Below are 16,104 nucleotides of genomic sequence, written 5' to 3'. Positions count from 1 at the left end.
GAAATTGTTGAATGGGAGTGACGCGCGGTGGGTGAGCCAAATTGTTGAACTCGGCCACATCTGATGGTGAGACTTATTGTTTTGACATCTCACCTACACGTGATAGAGTCTGCGCGGCTGACCATGACTGAGGGCCTCGATGTCAAAAGACGTAACGACGCGCGCAACATCCCGGCAGTTGTCGCTCGAACTGTTCGAGGAGATGTTGGCGTCCGACACGCCGATTCACAAGTCGACCAAAGAAATTGGCTATCAACGAAACAACGTTTTCGTAGACGTGACTGATGTGGGAGTTACGGCCCGCAGGCTTCTTGATGCCGCCCACTTCATCGTCGCGCAAGAGTCAACGACGCCTAAGTACTACGATGTCGAGCTAAGCTACTTTCGCTGGCTCATGCGTTACGACAGCTACAACTACAAGCACCTACGGGCAGTCGTCTCTGAAGCCCAAAAGGCCTTGATCCAAGTGTTAGCGACTCCGCCGGGTAGCACTTCTCCTGAAAACGAGAAATGGGTTTCTGTACAACTTCTCGGAATCGTCGGTATTGATAAGGGCCGCATAACGTTTGAGGTGCCGCAGCCACTTATTCGTCACATCAAGGACCCGGAGAAGTCCCACTGGTTGAGTCTCCGCATTACGTCAGCGTTCACGCTGACCTATGCACGCGCTATTTATGACCATGCCATAGCGTATCTGGCGGACGGCATCACGGACTGGTTTGAGATTGACATCGTTCGCAGTTGGCCCGGTAAGGCGGGCTCTACTGCCACAGTCTTCAAGTATTTCAAGCGGGATAGCCTCGAGCCCGCTGTGAAGCAAATCAACGAAGTGTCAGACATCGAATTGAGTTACGAGACGCGAACGGAAAGTCCGAAGTCTAAAAAAATTGACCGCATCCGTTTCAGACTCTCCCGTAAGGCGGGTGCCGACGCGGTTCGCGCAAGCTTGCTCGGCGCGCAGGAGATCTACACGACACTAAAGAACGAATTCGGCTTCACCGAGAAGCAGTTCAACGCAATATCCCAGAACAGAGCGATATGGTCGGACGAACGCATCCTTAACGCAATCGAATACACGCGGGCCAAGATCGACGGCGCGCAAATAAAGAAGAGCCCTTCTGGCTACCTGATGAAAGCGATCACTGAGGGCTACAAGCTTTCCGAGGCCGAGCGTCGCATGAAGAAAGTGCTTGAAAAGAAAAATGAGCAGGCACAATTAGAAGCCACAGTGAAGGAGCAGGCAATCGCTTCTGTGGCAGCGAGCGCCGCCGCAGCCGAAGAACGTACGAAGACAAAAGCCGTGGAAGAAGCTCAGAGCGGTCGAGACATCTACGAAGAAGCCGAAGGAAAAACCCAGAAGGACCTCATGCGTGCTTTCATCACTTCGGCGGCGGGTAAGCTGGCTATCAAGCGACTGAAGCTTAATCAGGACACGATCCGCGATAGTGACGTGCTAGACCACAAAGATCTGTCATTCTCCTTCTACCAGTTCGTGTTCCTGCGCAACAAGCCCAAGGCAAACGCTCGCACGTAATATATCTGAATCGCTCCATAGCCATGCATTCGCGGTGTCGGCGTTGGTAGCATCTGCAGTCAGACGATCGCCTTCAGCCGCGACTTCGATCTCGCATATGGTCGCGCCTCAAACGAGCGATGTCCTTCGGAAGCGGGAGGTACGACGCAATATCAGAAGTGCTGATGACTTCAACGGCTGTGGACAGGTAACGCTCCTCGAACACATTGGGGTATTGCGATCCAGATTAGCCACCTCTATCCGATCTGCATCAAAAACAACAAACAACAGGTAAGGTCTCGCGGCGGGCGGGTGGGCGCGCGGCGCATGCAGCTACTATCGGAACAATTGGCTCTTTTGAAAATGCAGTGGGTAACGGCCCGGCCGTCAGCGGGCATGCGAGTTGAATGCGGAGAAGTCGAGTTTGCCCGCGATAAGAAACAGCACGGTTCGCATGGTTTCGAAGCGCGTATAGCCACGCGCCTTGCGCTTGGCGGCCTGAAACAAGCCGTTGATGGCTTCGATGAAGCCGTTGGTCTGTCGAGTCTGAGTCCACGCAACGATGCCGTCGAAGTGTCGACGAATCAACCGTGCGACGTCCTTCATAGGTTCGACTTTCGAACGCATGACGTTGGTGCACCACTGCTGCAACATCTCAGAGACGACATGAATTTGCTTGCGTTCGAGAATCTCGCGCAACTGCTCGCGATACAACCAGGCTCGGGCCGTTCGCTTGGTGGTGTACTGCCTGAGCAGCGCCTCGAGGTCGGTCAATTGCGCAAGGTTCAATTTGTTGGCGTCCTTGAGCAGCGTCCAGCGCATCCCTTTGAGTTCCGGGTCGGCTTTCTGTTGTTGGCGACGCACCGTATCAAGCGCCTTGGACGCATGGGCGACGATGTGAAACTTGTCGAACGTCACTCGCGCATTGGGCAGATGTTCGCCCACGCCTTTGACGAACGCGGGCGACATGTCGATGCTCACGGAGGTGACTTGCTCAGGCATGCCGTGGTGCTTGCCAAGGTAGGCTGCAAAGCTCTCAAACACGACGCGCCGAGCCTGCCTATCGGCGACCAGCGTCAGATACTCGTGGCCTCGCCGGTACGAGGTCTCATCAATGGCGACCGAGCTCACGTCAGACAGGTTCGCCGACGCCAGCGCGGGTTCCACATAGCGCGAGCAGATGGCATGCACTCGGTGCCACGACAGATTGACGATGCGCGCCACGGCGGCAAACGGCATCTGCTGCGCCAGCATCAGCACCAGCGCTTCGAACAGCAACGTGAAACCGTCGAGTTGGCCGACCCATTCCGGCTCGACCAGCCGTACCGAGCCATCCGGCAAGCGCACTCGCGGCACCCGCACTTCCAGATAACACTCGTGCTGGAAGAAATTCAGGTGGCGCAGCCGCTTGATTTGCGTGTCATGCACTGCGTGCTCGCCGGCGAGCCCAAGGTAGCCAAAGCGACTGCCAGCGACAAAGTCCACAGCAATCGTCAGCTGTCGTTTGGCCGTATCAAAGTCGACGCCTTGCACATACCACGGAGCCCTGATTCCCAAGGCGGATTCAAAGAGTTGATTGGTCATTGTTCGCTTCGTCTTGCATGGCTGGTTGCTGCATTCTGCCGCAATCAGCCATGCCCCAGCTTGTCGATTCAAGGCGCCTCAAGGGTTCGCTACGCCGGGCTCACGCCCGCCCTTGACCCGCAAAACCACCCACTCGGATTTCAAAAGAGGCGAACAATTCCGGTGGAATTTAGCGAAAAGCTGAAATTTTTAGAAGATTTGATCTGCGCAATGCGGGCCAGATGAAAATCCGATAGGAAAGCGACAAAAAAACCTGCGGATGGATCGAATCCAATCCTATGTTTTCGTTTCAAATCAAAGGTTTTTGCTGTCGATTTCGTCTCAGCGTGAGACGACGCGTTCCGCAGAGCGCATTGTCGACCCAGCGCACGCACGAGACCATGCACACGAAAAACCTAGATGGGGATTGCTGGATGCGCCTGTGCCTCGTTGAGGGGCGACATCCCAAATAGACGGATCGGAGAGGATCCTGAGACTTCATGCCGAACGCTCGGCGGTGCGTTTTCCGCTTCGCTCATCGCAAGGGGCCGGCATTCACTCAAAAAGCTGTTCGCATAGGCGGACTCGAATGAACACGGGGCAATATAGCATTCAGTTTCTGAAAATGTGTGAGGACTCTATCGATCGATTGAGCGTGCGGACGTTCGCGGTAGGCTTCGCGAAGGCGCGGGAGAGAAGGGCAAGGGCGCCGGATCCTCTGCGATCTGTTGAGGGTGCGAGCGTTGGAAGGATGAGTGTGTGACAAGGAGTGCGCGACGGACGCATCTCGGTTGGGTTCGTGCTGGCAGCGGAGCGTAGAAGAGGCTCGGTGGTTCAGCCTGGCGCCGGCACGTTGATGCGAGCGTTCCGGGGCGCGCTCAACCTAGACATGGAGATGACGACGGTCAATGTACTGACCGCCAGTGCATCAACGGAAGGTTAAGGATGACAAGGAAATCGGGCCGTACGCGAGCTGCACCGCGATCAAAACCCAATGCGACAGCCGCAGTCGTGGAGGCGACCGCCAGGACAAGGGTGGCGAAGGACTTCGCTTCGATACAGAAACGGCGCACGCGAACGAGCGTCAGCTTCGCAAAATACGCGCAGTTACCGAAAGGTGATGCTGCGATCGGGCGCGGTGGGAGAGGGGGGAGCCCATTTGCAGCCGCCGCTATATCTTTCAGTTGGCGGTGCAATGTCTCCTGCTGATTGTTGGAAAGCGCGCGCCACTCGGTCGCTGCTGTCGATGTGATCTGCCGAATTTCTGCCACCGCGGAGCTCGCGATCTCTCGCAGTTCTGAGATCGATGTCTCTTGAATATCATCCACGTACTTCTCGAGCGCGGCGTACCCGTTGTCATGTACGTCGCGCCCGAGTTGCGTGCCGAGTTCCTTGAGCCCGGCGTGCCATTGCCGGACCGCTCCGTCAATCCTGTCCGCCGATTGCTCAACGCTCTTAGCCTTCGCGGCGATCGAAGACTCAATCGCCTTCAACTCATCACGGGTCTTAGGGAGATCGTCGAAGATCGCCAGGAATGCGTAGTGGTCCTGGAACATGTCAAGCCTTGACGGTGGGAGCCTTTTCCGCGGTGTTCGGCCGACTCGTGTCGCTCTTCGTGTCGGCCGGTGCCGTCGCCGGAGGATTGTCGACCTTCGGGGTGTTCTTGAGGAGTTGCACGGGGTCGCCAATGCTCAGTTCGGCGTAGAGCCGATCGGCAAAGTTAATGGCTGCGTCCCTTCCCATCCGCGCGAGGCGGAAGGCGACAGTTTTTGCCCGTTCGAGCGTCGCACCGTCTGCAATCGTTGCCCTCAAAGCAGCAGCGTGGTCCGTTGTGTCGGCCATGAGCTCGTGCCAGCGGATTCCGTTGAAGACCATATGGTCGTAAATCGACAACGAGGGCATCCAGCAGTTGGCGTTGAGCTTGATGCGCGGGTCGACGCGAGCCGCGGCAAACAACGTATCGTATTGTCGCTCGATCGGCATCGTCGGACTCGGGAGGGACGCCTTGTTGAGGACAACGCGGACCTTTGAGGGATCCAGTCCATAGTTATAGAAGGCCCGGATGGTTTCTACGGCATCCGTTTGCGAACGTTCCTGTGTATCCGTGATGACGACGAGGTAGTCGATCAGGGCAATCCCGCCTGCCAACCGCAAGTTGTCCACGAACCTCACGTAGTTGGAAGACCCAAGGTCCGTTACCGTACGACGGCCCGCGTCGTTGGTTTCCATCACATGGGCCGCGTAGTCGCTATAGAGATCAGCGGTGAAATGCTTAACCTTCTCTGCGTATCGCGTACCAGCAGCGTTCTCCGTCTCAATCGCGATAACCTCGTCACAACCAAATCGAGGGGCGATCACGATGGAGGCGATGGTAGATTTTCCGAGCGTACCCGCCTTATTTGCGACCAGGAGATTTTCAGTCATGTTGCTTCCTTTAGTAAGTGATAACACGGTGAGGCTTATTGCCCTCGTCGTACCGCCGCTCTTGCGGCTATGAATTCCGGGGTGGTGACGTCGAGCTCATCGTCGAACGAAGTCGCAAAACGGTCTACGGGTCTAACAGGTTGCGGCGGTCCCGACGGGGATGCTGCGGAGGTCGGTAGTGGGATCTGCGAGGAAACATGAGTCGGGTCCTTGCCTGACTCGGTCGGGAGCAACTGCTGACCATCTCCGCACTTGGTGACGGCCCGCTCCGGTGCGAGTGGAGAGTCTGGCAACGCAACTTCCTGACCGTGGTCTTCCTCCTGAAGTCCCGGTCGGTGCGGGTGCTGGCTAAGTGACTGGGGCACTGTAGCCGTTGCGCTGGTCGCGCCGCGCCGGCGGGCGGCCGCTCGCTTGTAATGCTTCTCCACGGCGTATCGGGTGACTGAGACTTTCTCTTTCTCAGCGAGCCAAGCAGCGATCTCGGCATAACTAAAATCTCGGCCGTCGCGCAGCTCAGTTATTAACTGAGTGTGTGGTCGTAGGACGCGATTACGTTGTTTGCGGGCGCCGCGCAATCTTGCTAGGAATTGATCTTTCTCATCCATCCGAGACTTCTTTCAGTAAAGAGAAGCGCTGCAGCCATTTTTGACCATGACCTGCCCCCTTCGACAGTGCCAATAGGGTTCTAGCAAAGTCCCATTCAAGCCTGCTCCTGGGCGGCAGGAGCCACCGTTGTTGCGCGTTGCATTACAGCGAATGCGGCTGGCGAAAGATAGTTCAATGCGCTGTGCGGCCTTTGCTCGTTGTAGTCCTGACGCCATGCTGCAATGATTGTCCGGGCGTAGGCGAGCGTTTTGAACCAGTGCTCGTTCAGGCATTCATCGCGAAACCTGCCATTGAATGACTCGATATAAGCATTCTGCGTCGGTTTGCCCGGCTGAATCAATTTCAAGGTCACGCCATTCGCATACGCCCACTGGTCGAGCGCACGGCTGGTGAATTCCGGCCCCTGGTCAGTCCGTATCGCTTTCGGATAACCCCTGAAGCGCGCTGCACGGTCAAGCACCCGGGTGACGTACCGGCCCGAGATGCTGTGGTCGGCGACGATATCGACGGATTCCTTCGTGAAGTCGTCGACGATGGTCAGACACTTCAGCCGCCGCCCGTTCGACAAAGCATCCATGACGAAATCCATTGACCAGACCTCGTTGGCGGCTGCGGGCAAAGACAGCTGCTCACGCTCAATCATCACGCCGTGTCGCCGACGACGGCGCCGCACTGCGAGCCCGGCCTCACGATAAAGACGATGCACACGCTTATGATTTGCGTGGATTCCTTCTCGCTTCACCAGCGCATGCAGTCGCCGGTATCCGAAGCGGCGTCGTTCATAAGCCAGTTCTACCAAACGCGCGGTCAGCGCCTCGTTCCCGTGGTCCGGTTTTGCATCGTAATGCAGCACGCTGCGTGAAAGCCCGACAAGCCGGCAGGCGCGACGTTCGGAGATATCGACTTTCTGCCGAATCGCCGCCACTGCCTCACGTTTGGCTTGCGGGCTCAGGGCTTTCCCTTCACGACCACCTTCAACGCTTCCATGTCGAGCATCGCTTCGGCCAGCAACTTCTTCAGCCGCGCGTTCTCTGCCTCCAGACCCTTCAGCCGACGCGCTTCCGAGACTTCCATGCCGCCGAACTTCGCCCGCCACGTATAGAACGAGGCGTCACTGAAACCATGCTTCCTGCAGAGCTCCTTGACCGGCATGCCGGCCTCAGCCTCCTTCAGGAACCCAATGATTTGTTCTTCCGAGAAGCGCTTCTTCATGTTCGTCTTCCTCTCCGAAAACGAACTTTACCAGGTTCCGGTTGGCCCTGTTTGGCGGGGGCAGGTCAACCACGCGCTGCCAACGGTGCGATGTCACACGACAACATCGCGCACTCGTTGCTTCACGCGAGGTCGCGCAACATAAGGTGTGACAACGAGCAACCTAAGGCGTGACATCGAGCAACTTAAGGCGTGACATCGAGCAACTTAAGGCGTGACATCGAGCAACTCAAGGCGGGACATTTGGCAACGAGCCGTCAGGGAATTTTCGCTGCCTCTGGAGCAATGTGGCGGTCGAAAGACCGGGATGTTGGCGCGACATTCGGCGCTCAGCGTTGATGGAGCAGGTGATCTGGCGATGAACGAACAAGGTAGAAGTGCAAGCGGAAGCAACTTAAGACGTGACAGCAAGCAACGTAAGACGTGACATCGACAACTTAAGGTGTGACATCGACAACTTAAGGTGTGACATCGACAACTTAAGTGTGACACGAAGCAACTTTACAAATCTGAGTGGTGAGGATTATTCGTCTTGCGGTGAATCGACTCCGCGCTCGGCAAATACAGCCTCTGAAATCGCGAGGCTCTGCATTTTCGAGGGCGAAGAAGTCTCCGCTTGCAAGCATCGTGGACATGTGATTTACTGCTGCCCATCAGATTCAACCGTGCCGCCGCTGCGGCAGTAGCAAAGTCTCGTACTCGCACGAGGCGCCCGTTTCACAGATATCACGCGGAGCCATCCGCGCAAAAAGTAGGATCACGCCCTCGCGGCGTTTTTTTTTCGACCTAGCGGTTTCAGGACACATTTCCGTACAGAGGCAAGGCGCAAACCCTTGACGAGTGCGGCTGAGCGGGAAGGTTTCGGCGCCTTAATGCACACATACGTGCAGCCGAATTCCCAGCCTGAACCGACCAAAAAACTGAAGCTGTTCGTCATCCCGACGAGCCATGGATTCTTCGCGTCAGCGGGATCGTGGTAGGGCTTCGCTCGCCTGTCAGGGCGAGAGAGTTAATCCCTGGAGATAAGTGCGCTATCTCAGAACCGTCCTCACCGCGAGGATGGACGCGCACAGGTTGGCTCCCCTTAAAGGGCCCGCGCCTAGCTACGGTCACGTGCTAGGTAACCCGGTAACCGTAAGGGCCGGGCTTGGTGGTTAGCGTCAGGTCAGCTTCCCACTCGGAATCGCACATTTTTACGACTATGCGACTTTTTCACGATGTGATATGCAGGAGTTTGTCTGTTTGTCTGCCTTCTCCCGGGTGTGCTGCGACAGGCGCGCCGAACTACGACCGACTGCGAGATCGGATAGTGGTGAATGGCTAGTTTCGATGCTTGGGTACGAGCGCATGCGCCAGATACCCGGCCAGTGCATACCTACGCACCGGCGCTGCATTTCACATTATGGAAGAAACAGTATGGCGAAGAACGGACGTGGTTTCGACGAACGCTCCAGTGACACGAACAGCAGGAGCGGTGATCAGCCGAAGGGCTGGAAGGCGGAGTTGCAAGAGATCATAGATGCGAACGTCCACAAGCGCGCGAACAACAGGCAGGCCTCGCACCGGACGATGGAGCTAAACGCGCAAGTGCTGTTCGCCATCTTCGGGACGCTGCACCACAAGCTCAACCGGCCGATTCATCCCCGCAATCTCGCGGAGGCTCACATCAAACTGCTGGCGCAATACTGGTACACGGAGAACAAGGCGCCAGCGACGGATGCGCAATGAAATTTCGGTGCTGCGGAAGTTCTCCCGGTGGGTCGGCAAGCCGAACCTCGTGAAACCGTTGCAGTACTACCTCCCGGATGCGAGTCCAGAACGTGTGAAGGTTACGGCCGTGGCCGACACAACGAAGTCCTGGAGCGCGAACGGTATCGACGTCGAAGCCAAAATGCGGGAGGCGTTTGAGATTGATAACCGATTCGGGATGGTGATCGCGATGCAACTCGCGTTCGGGCTTCGCAAAAAGGAAGCGGTCAGCTTTCAACCGTGGGTTAGCGATCAGCGTGATCTTGGGCACAACGCGATCATCGTCTATGGCGGGGCGAAGGGCGGGAAACAGCGCACGATCCACATTGAGTTCCAGTTTCAGTACGTGGTGCTGGATTACGTGAAGCAGCACATCGGCAAACGCGATCGCCTGGGATGGAAAAAAACTATCCGGGGCCTCAACGCGGACCTCGAACGGAACTTAAAACGCTACGACTACCACATGGGCAAGCTGGGCATTTCGAAGGCCAATTGCTCCGTGTGCGGACACGGCCTGCGTGCGGAGTAAGCAGAAAACTGCGCGCTCTTTGAGGGTTTTGTCCCGACGACATTGGGCGGCAAGGGGGATGAATTCGACGCCGACGAAATGAGGAATCGGAAGAGGCGCGTGAGCGAGCGCCTCGGGCATAGTCGCGTTCAGGTCACAGCCAGCTATTTCGGGCCGACGCCGAAGAACGTCAAGAAAGCCGATGATGAAGCTGCGGCGCAGCTGGGAGCGGCTGCCGTTGATGTGGAAACGGTCGTGAACGGAAGCGATGCGCAAGTTGAGCCGCAACGCACCGTCAGCGAACCGGTCTCGGACGCACGTGAAGCGACCGGCGCGAGTCTCCCGACGAATCAGGCCCGCTCGGGCACCGTGCGCACGACGTCGGCAGATTCTGGTCTGCCTGGTGCGTATTACAAGAATGCGCCGGCAGGCCGGAAGCATCCGGACGATCTCGAGACGACGTCCGCGGAGGAGAGGGCAAAGGCCGAAGAGAAGAAGGCAGGGGCCGCGGAAGCGGAGAAGGTTGCGGGTTCGTCCAACGGCGCCAGCGACCGGAACAAGTCCGCTGGCGGTGCGGAGGGTTCCGCGTTTGACGAGCGCCGCGCGCAAAAGCGTACCGTGATCGAGTCGGATACGCGCGGACCTGTGCCGGCGCTCACCCGTAGCACGGCAGACTTCTGAGCGGAAACGCGCAGCGGCGCGCGGGGCACACTGCGCGCGCTGCCATCCCGTTCCAATGTCTTGCATCAGGGATGATCGCCCTGCAGCTTGCGCAGGATCGTGACCGCCTGAAGTGGCGGAGCGTTCGCGAGCATCGGAACGACTTCAGTCAGTATCCCGGACGTCGGCGAAGGGATAGGGACGGGAACGCCAGTAACGACGCGGTTTCTGTGATGGCAGTACGGTGTCCCGTTCTATGCGCCGGGCGGCGCCGACACAGATGCCGGCCTTGGCGGCGGCGATCTCCTGCGTGAGATGTTTGCGGTTGGACATGTAGAGGCGACCTGTTGGTCGGTAATGCGGGTTCCAGACATGTAGCTGATCGCTTTCTTATTCGATCAGCCGTCGTAGAGCCCGGCCGGCTCGGCGCCGCCGATGGGGAGAACCCTCTGGCGGCTATGCCGCCTCCGACTTCTCCCCACCGGCCAAAACCTTCGCCGCTACACCGGCGCGCTAATGGGTGTCGCCGCGGTCCACGGCGTCGGGCGATCGGCTCTGCGGGTGGCTGCGGCATCAGGAAGGGAAGGCATACCTGTCCGGTACGTTGAGCGTTGAACGCGAGACGCGCCTGTGAACTCGGCGCGCGATTCGGCCGTCGGAAATCATGAAGGCGGCGCGTGGCCCGCGAGCAGCGGCCGCGAAGGTGGCTGGCTGCTCGCGCGAGACGGCACGAGAGTGTCACTTCATGCCGCTTGCACCTGAATCCGGCCTCACATAACATGGCCATGTTTTCAGATGGCCATGTTAATTCACATGGCCGAGAGAAATCATAATTTAGAATAACGTATGAGGGTCGGTTCAAGATGCGGGATGCGCCGGAAAACCTCGCACAGTGCAGATGCCAGGGGAGACGCGCGAGCGACGATTTACTGCCCGCGCCTCTGCCGACTCGAAAGGGCCGCTTGTTTCTGGTCGATGAGCCTGCGTTGACCACCCATCAGGTTCTCGCACCGGCGGCGGGCGACGATCTTGTAATACGATGCCTCTGAACTCGATAGGCCGTAGACATCAAGGAAAGGCAAAGACTTGCTCGCGCGTGTTTGCAACCTCTGTCAGGGCCCAACGGCGAACACCGTGCGTGCCGCTGCTTCGACGTCGTCTGGGCGGATTTCCGCGATCCGCTCCCGCAGTGCGCGCACCGCCGCCGAGTCGAGGGTTTTCTGAACAAGGGCATCCGCGTCGGCGATCGAGCGGCCGGACAGAACCAGTGCGAGCGTGTCTAGCGTCGTAGGGAGAATCCGGAATTCCCTGCCAGCGAGGGCGGTGAGCCTCTTCCTCGCGTACCGTTGCACATCGTCTGCCGACGGCACGTCGAAGACAATCTTCTCATCGAATCGACCACCGCGCACCGCCGCCGGATCGATCCGGTCAAAGTGGTTCGTCGCGGCCACGTAGATGATATCGCGCACGCGGCCGCCGCCACCGTCGAGCGTCGTGAGCAGCTTGTTCGTGATCGTGCCGTGGGCGGAGACGCGACGATCGCAGAGGATATCGTCAGCTTCATCCAGAAACACCACGACCGGACGAATGTCCTTTGCTTCTCGAACCAGCTTGTCCCACGAGGCCGGGTCCGACAGGATCTCGGCCCCCGTTGTCTTGAGGAACGCCCACTCGCTCGCCTTGGCCAGTGCCATTGCCGCAGCCGTCTTGCCGGTGCCCGGCGGGCCCATGAACACCAGGCCTGCCGGAACCCGGCCACCGATCTTTTCGAGGCTCGCGATGTTCTTCATCTTGAACGCCAGATCTTTCAGGGCGTCACGCGACTGCAACGGCATGATGATGTCGTCGATCGCCAGCACCTTTTCCGGCAGCTTGCCCTTGCGACCAACCATCTGGCGCATCGCGAGCATGCCGTTGTCGAACGACACCTTGCCCTGGCCGATCTGACCGTCGCGCCGCATGGTCTTGAGTTCTGCACCAACCTTCGCCAGCCGGCTCGCGCTGAAGCCTTCCCATCGATCGGCAAGGCTTGCGACCACGTTGCCGTCCACCGCTGCGAAACCCAGTGCATCACCGATCGACTTACGCAGGATCGCCTCACGCGCTTCGAGGTCCGGTGAGGGCACTTCAATCTTGTAGTCGAAGCGACCTTCACGAATGCTCGCGGCGTCAAGCTTCTCGAGATAATTAGTGGCCGCAACCAGCACCACACGCGAACCACGCAGCGACACCACTTCGGTCAGGATCACGTTCGTCAGGTCCTGGTCCATCGAGTGAGCCGACCGGCTGTCACGCGACTTCACGAACGAGTCGAACTCGTCGATGAAGAATACACACACACCAGCACGCCGGGCCCGGTCAAACGCAGCCTTGACCTTCATCGGCGTCTCGTTGATCCAGGGCGACGCAACATCGCCGTACGCGATCGAAAAGAACGGAATGCCCAACTCGCCAGCAAGCGCCTCCGAAAACAGCGTCTTGCCATTGCCGGGTTCCCCAAAGAGGATTACGCCATTGCGCTCCGACGCCACGCCGCCAATGATCTCCTGCGCCGCGCCAAGCAGGCGACGTTTGGTATCCGCCATGCCGACGATGTGGTTGAACGTAAAGCGCGCGGCCTGCACCTTGTGATCGTAGTCGGATGCCGGTGCCTTCGGCTGTTCCTGACGCGGAGCCTGGCCTTGCGCGGTCGCCGTAGCGGTCGCAACCTGCGGCGACGTCGGGTAACCCGTGCCGACCCGCTGCATCTTCCGGTGCTGGTAGACCATGCCAAGAAACGCGAGGCCCCAGATGATCGTGCCGTACATGCTGTACTGGTTGAACGCGAACATCAGGCGCAGCAAGCCGAGGCTGAGCACACCGAATACAACCTGCGTCCAGATCCAGCTATCGCGTCGGCGCGCCCAGATCGCCCACGCCGCAACCAGCGTGATCGCCAGCAGTGACTGGCTCGTCTGCGTGCTCATGTGATAGCCGTTCACGTCGAATGAATGAGCCAGCGTCACAGCGAGCAGAACGGCCGGAACCCAGAAAAAGACATCGAAGAAATAGCGGAAAATTTCGCGCATTGTGCACCTCGGGATTTTTTATTTCGGGCTGCGATCTACACGACCTCAGTGGTTCGTTCGCAGGCTCAAAACCATGCTCTCACGCGTTTTGCAGAACACAAGTCGGCTTCGGATTCGACGCAGCGTTGGCTGTTTGGGAACAGCGGTTATGTATGGGGTGACTGCCCGCTGCGCTCCACGAAGGCAGGCAGCCACGGTGCCCATCTGATCCTGTCCTGACCGAAGGTCGTACGACGTTTCGGCACCTTTTCCCGTCGCCGGACAAGTGTGGCCCCTGAGAATTGAGAATGTCGGGGGCTATGCCGGTCAGCCATGCCTTCACTTCAACAACGCCGTACATGGCGTTGAGGCTAAAGCTGACGGATTACGCACGGTCGAGAGATCGTTGTCCCCGCAAGGAGGGCAGGTCAGGCTGGCTGCGCCTGTGCGGAGGAGGGGCGCCGCCGACTGCATTTCAGTTCGCGGATTGCGACGCGGCGCCTGCCAACGCCGACATGTAGCCTCAGCAGCCAGACAGAAGTGCGGAACGGGCTGTGAGCCAGATGTCGGCATTGGTCGATGTGGAAAGCATCAATAAGGTGATGCATGCAGCATGCGTCACCACACGCGACTTCGCGCGAAAACTTATGAAAAGACCATGGACGGAACTGGTCGTGGCAACGTCGTAGTCGGCTAGCGGAACAAGGGCACGATGTGTTCTTCTATCATCTCGTAAATGTCCTCGCGGATAAGGTGGGCAAGCTCATGACGCCCGTAGATATCCGCAGTAACAAAGAGACTGGCGAACGCAATGGCGCACACCTTGACGAGTGCAATTACGCCGAGGGCCATGCCCTGTGCCAACGCTGGACAGATTTCCTCAAGTCTCGATAGTCCCAGGACCACCCCCAGGCCAGACGTGCAACCCATGAATGGTGGCGCGAAGAATAGGAGGAGGCCGACGCCATTCCAGAACCGTCTGACGGAGCGAGGAAGCCATGCATGGTCTGGGTGGACGAAGTCGAACAGGGATCTGGAATGCGGATCGTCGTGCATTGAGTACTCCGTTGGGACAGTGGAAGAGGAAACGCATCCCGGCGGCGGCGCCGGAACAGATTTAGAAGCACATGCTTGCGGCGCAAACGCTGCTCCTCTATCGTCGCGGGACGAGCGGAAGTCGACTCGCGCATAGTCTCAACCGCCGGCACCGACGTGGACGGCGAATGCGTCGGCGCACAGCGATTCGCCGGCGTTGACGCCCTTGTCGGAGGGCGCGGCGGGACCGGTAGATCGAGCGTCGCAGGCTCGCAGAAAGCCGCCGGTGCCATGCCTCCATCACTTCGGGCGGAATGCATGTATCGACATAGCCGGTAATGCCGGAATCAGTGACGAGCTTGATGACCACTCGGCCGTTTGCTAGCGTAAAGCGACTGGATTTCATTTCAGACTCCGTGAATTTTTCTGAGGTTCACTTACGCCAGGAGCGCATTACCCACTTTGCCAAGCCGATGACCGGCATGAAGTACTCGAGGAGGAGTTCCTTGCATTCGTTGACGAACACGCGCCACAGGTTTCTGTTGTCTTGATGGATCATGAAATTGTCGGTGATGTAGGTTTTGGATGTCCGCTTGCCAACGACGCGCAGAAGAGGCGACTGGCTCTCTACATGCGTTTCGGCGCAGAGACAGCTCAGGATCGCATGAGATCTAGCAGATGCAAGTTCCTGATCGTCACAAGCTGCATCACGTTTCAAAGGGGAGATGGCGGGCCACGCTGATAATGTGCTCGCGAAGGCACAATTTGTGAAACGGGTCGTTTTGGGACTCGAGTTCGATAAGACCGCTTTCTCGAGACGTGATCTCAGGACCCGCCGCATCGGAGCCTACTGTCAATAACGCTGCGCAAATAGCTGGTCAAGGCCCGATCAGCCTGGACGTCACCTTTTCTTTGAATCCGGATGCGAGTCACCGAAATTGCACTCGAAGTGCGCGATGTACTCGCCCGATCGGGGCGCGAGCGAAGAGGTCAGCTTGCGAGGCTCGATCGCGAAGGGCTGCCGCCCCGGTGTATCTACCTCTCGCACGAGCGCCCATTGCCGCGTTCGATCGCTATGTTGAATGGCGCTACGAACGCGGTGCCGGTGCTGGTTTGGATCGCCGGGAGTATCGCGGCGTGCTGTCCGAAACTCGGCTGATCGTCACACGGAAAGGCGGCGCATTCGAACTGACCGTTAAGGCCGGGTCAACGTCGATGGTGAGACGGTCGAATACCTTGCTGCCGACAGCCTTCAAAGTACGTCACCGGTCTGTTCCGTGCCGCTGGCCTCTGTGCCGGACGCAGCAGCACAGTGGGCGCCGAACGTTCGCGAGCCGTCTGGTAGCACAAGGTCGTTCGCTTGACACACGCACCTCGAGCACGTGTCCCCATATCTGGAAGTGACAGCCGCGAACGACGGGAAGCGGCCGCCGCGTTCGATGACGGATTTGATTAAAGCGCGAGTTAAGAAAATGCCGTCATTGAAAGTGTGAGTACGAATCGTCGCAAACGGCGCTCGCCGCGAATCCCGAGTGGCCGGAGCTGGACGAACCGGGAGCTCCCGTAGCCGACCTGCTCCACGCGCTTAGTTCGATAACAATGTAGAGTTCGTTCCCAAAAGGAACGACAATGAAGAAGCGATTCAGCGAAGATGGCATGGTGAGCGTGAGCACGTAAATCGATGGGAATTCGGGGCGTTTTGAGCAGCTTGCGTGATGTAGCGGAGGGGATCTCCCTCAGGCATCTTGCACAAACGACGCCCAAGGGAGAGTCTCTTGTCTGCCAGA

13 protein-coding genes are annotated in these 16,104 nt (G+C 58.3%); 5 read left to right on the top strand and 8 right to left on the bottom strand.

Annotation, left to right across the window (positions count from 1 at the left end; all coding sequences use genetic code 11):
• Window positions 1–139 precede the first annotated feature (139 nt).
• On the top strand, window positions 140–1,534 hold the full coding sequence (locus tag AB4Y32_RS30635) for a replication initiation protein (RefSeq protein WP_368724913.1): 1,395 nt from the start codon (window positions 140–142) through the stop codon (window positions 1,532–1,534).
• Between the two features lie 366 nt (window positions 1,535–1,900).
• On the opposite strand, the gene AB4Y32_RS30630 is transcribed toward AB4Y32_RS30635, so the two are convergent.
• From AB4Y32_RS30630 to AB4Y32_RS30615, 4 genes are all read right to left on the bottom strand, one after another.
• Complete coding sequence (locus AB4Y32_RS30630) at window positions 1,901–3,097, bottom strand: ISL3 family transposase (protein ID WP_368724912.1); 1,197 nt, start codon at window positions 3,095–3,097, stop codon at window positions 1,901–1,903.
• Window positions 3,098–3,981: 884 nt separating this feature from the next.
• Complete coding sequence (locus AB4Y32_RS30625; protein WP_368724911.1) at window positions 3,982–4,632, bottom strand: hypothetical protein; 651 nt, start codon at window positions 4,630–4,632, stop codon at window positions 3,982–3,984.
• Window position 4,633: 1 nt separating this feature from the next.
• Window positions 4,634–5,500, bottom strand: a complete 867-nt coding sequence (locus tag AB4Y32_RS30620) for a hypothetical protein (protein WP_368724910.1) — start codon at window positions 5,498–5,500, stop codon at window positions 4,634–4,636.
• A 700-nt stretch (window positions 5,501–6,200) separates the two neighbouring features.
• A protein-coding gene (locus AB4Y32_RS30615) for an IS3 family transposase (protein WP_368724909.1) occupies window positions 6,201–7,318 on the bottom strand; the annotation gives its coding sequence in 2 pieces (ribosomal slippage) (window positions 6,201–7,060 and window positions 7,060–7,318; 1,119 coding nt in all).
• 1,416 nt (window positions 7,319–8,734) lie between these two features.
• On the opposite strand from AB4Y32_RS30615, the gene AB4Y32_RS30610 reads away from it, so the two are divergent.
• The 3 genes from AB4Y32_RS30610 to AB4Y32_RS30600 all read left to right on the top strand — a co-directional run bounded on the left by AB4Y32_RS30610 (window position 8,735) and on the right by AB4Y32_RS30600 (window position 10,256).
• Window positions 8,735–9,046, top strand: a complete 312-nt coding sequence (locus AB4Y32_RS30610; protein ID WP_368724908.1) for a hypothetical protein — start codon at window positions 8,735–8,737, stop codon at window positions 9,044–9,046.
• Window positions 9,036–9,596 carry an integrase domain-containing protein gene (locus AB4Y32_RS30605; protein ID WP_368724907.1) on the top strand — a complete coding sequence of 187 codons (561 nt, stop codon included), beginning with the start codon at window positions 9,036–9,038 and terminating at the stop codon, window positions 9,594–9,596. The genes AB4Y32_RS30610 and AB4Y32_RS30605 overlap by 11 nt, the downstream gene beginning before the upstream one ends.
• A gap of 99 nt (window positions 9,597–9,695) precedes the next feature.
• The gene (locus AB4Y32_RS30600; RefSeq protein ID WP_368724906.1) at window positions 9,696–10,256 is read left to right on the top strand and encodes a hypothetical protein; all 561 of its coding nucleotides are present in this window, start codon (window positions 9,696–9,698) and stop codon (window positions 10,254–10,256) included.
• 144 nt (window positions 10,257–10,400) lie between these two features.
• Here the strand turns inward: AB4Y32_RS30600 and AB4Y32_RS40740 are convergent, their stop codons facing one another.
• Window positions 10,401–10,568 carry a hypothetical protein gene (locus tag AB4Y32_RS40740; RefSeq protein WP_439899861.1) on the bottom strand — a complete coding sequence of 56 codons (168 nt, stop codon included), beginning with the start codon at window positions 10,566–10,568 and terminating at the stop codon, window positions 10,401–10,403.
• Window positions 10,569–11,347: 779 nt separating this feature from the next.
• Window positions 11,348–13,093 (bottom strand): AAA family ATPase, encoded by a 1,746-nt coding sequence (locus tag AB4Y32_RS30590; RefSeq protein ID WP_368724905.1) that lies wholly within the window; start codon window positions 13,091–13,093, stop codon window positions 11,348–11,350.
• A 132-nt stretch (window positions 13,094–13,225) separates the two neighbouring features.
• Here AB4Y32_RS30590 and AB4Y32_RS30585 point away from each other — a divergent pair, with 132 nt between their 5' ends.
• Window positions 13,226–13,522 (top strand): hypothetical protein, encoded by a 297-nt coding sequence (locus tag AB4Y32_RS30585; RefSeq protein ID WP_368724904.1) that lies wholly within the window; start codon window positions 13,226–13,228, stop codon window positions 13,520–13,522.
• A gap of 453 nt (window positions 13,523–13,975) precedes the next feature.
• On the opposite strand, the gene AB4Y32_RS30580 is transcribed toward AB4Y32_RS30585, so the two are convergent.
• Together AB4Y32_RS30580 and AB4Y32_RS30575 are read right to left on the bottom strand one after the other, a co-directional pair.
• On the bottom strand, window positions 13,976–14,338 hold the full coding sequence (locus tag AB4Y32_RS30580) for a hypothetical protein (protein WP_368724903.1): 363 nt from the start codon (window positions 14,336–14,338) through the stop codon (window positions 13,976–13,978).
• 412 nt (window positions 14,339–14,750) lie between these two features.
• The gene (locus tag AB4Y32_RS30575) at window positions 14,751–15,035 is read right to left on the bottom strand and encodes a hypothetical protein (RefSeq protein ID WP_368724902.1); all 285 of its coding nucleotides are present in this window, start codon (window positions 15,033–15,035) and stop codon (window positions 14,751–14,753) included.
• Window positions 15,036–16,104: the final 1,069 nt, after the last annotated feature.

Origin of the sequence: Paraburkholderia phymatum, assembly GCF_040965635.1 — a bacterium.
Taxonomy (GTDB): Bacteria; Pseudomonadota; Gammaproteobacteria; order Burkholderiales; family Burkholderiaceae; genus Paraburkholderia; species Paraburkholderia phymatum_B.
The sequence above is the reverse complement of the archived record's forward strand: the minus strand, read 5'-3'. Positions and strand labels throughout refer to the sequence as shown.

What these genes read in the sequence shown, in the direction of transcription:
- AB4Y32_RS30625 (WP_368724911.1), bottom strand. Translation starts at nt 4,632, where the DNA reads ATGTTCCAGGACCACTACGCATTCCTGGCGATCTTCGACGATCTCCCT.
- AB4Y32_RS30620 (WP_368724910.1), bottom strand. Translation starts at nt 5,500, where the DNA reads ATGACTGAAAATCTCCTGGTCGCAAATAAGGCGGGTACGCTCGGAAAA.
- AB4Y32_RS30610 (WP_368724908.1), top strand. Translation starts at nt 8,735, where the DNA reads ATGGCGAAGAACGGACGTGGTTTCGACGAACGCTCCAGTGACACGAAC.
- AB4Y32_RS30580 (WP_368724903.1), bottom strand. Translation starts at nt 14,338, where the DNA reads ATGCACGACGATCCGCATTCCAGATCCCTGTTCGACTTCGTCCACCCA.
- AB4Y32_RS30630 (WP_368724912.1), bottom strand. Translation starts at nt 3,097, where the DNA reads ATGACCAATCAACTCTTTGAATCCGCCTTGGGAATCAGGGCTCCGTGG.
- AB4Y32_RS40740 (WP_439899861.1), bottom strand. Translation starts at nt 10,568, where the DNA reads ATGTCCAACCGCAAACATCTCACGCAGGAGATCGCCGCCGCCAAGGCC.
- AB4Y32_RS30605 (WP_368724907.1), top strand. Translation starts at nt 9,036, where the DNA reads ATGCGCAATGAAATTTCGGTGCTGCGGAAGTTCTCCCGGTGGGTCGGC.
- AB4Y32_RS30635 (WP_368724913.1), top strand. Translation starts at nt 140, where the DNA reads ATGTCAAAAGACGTAACGACGCGCGCAACATCCCGGCAGTTGTCGCTC.
- AB4Y32_RS30585 (WP_368724904.1), top strand. Translation starts at nt 13,226, where the DNA reads ATGAGCCAGCGTCACAGCGAGCAGAACGGCCGGAACCCAGAAAAAGAC.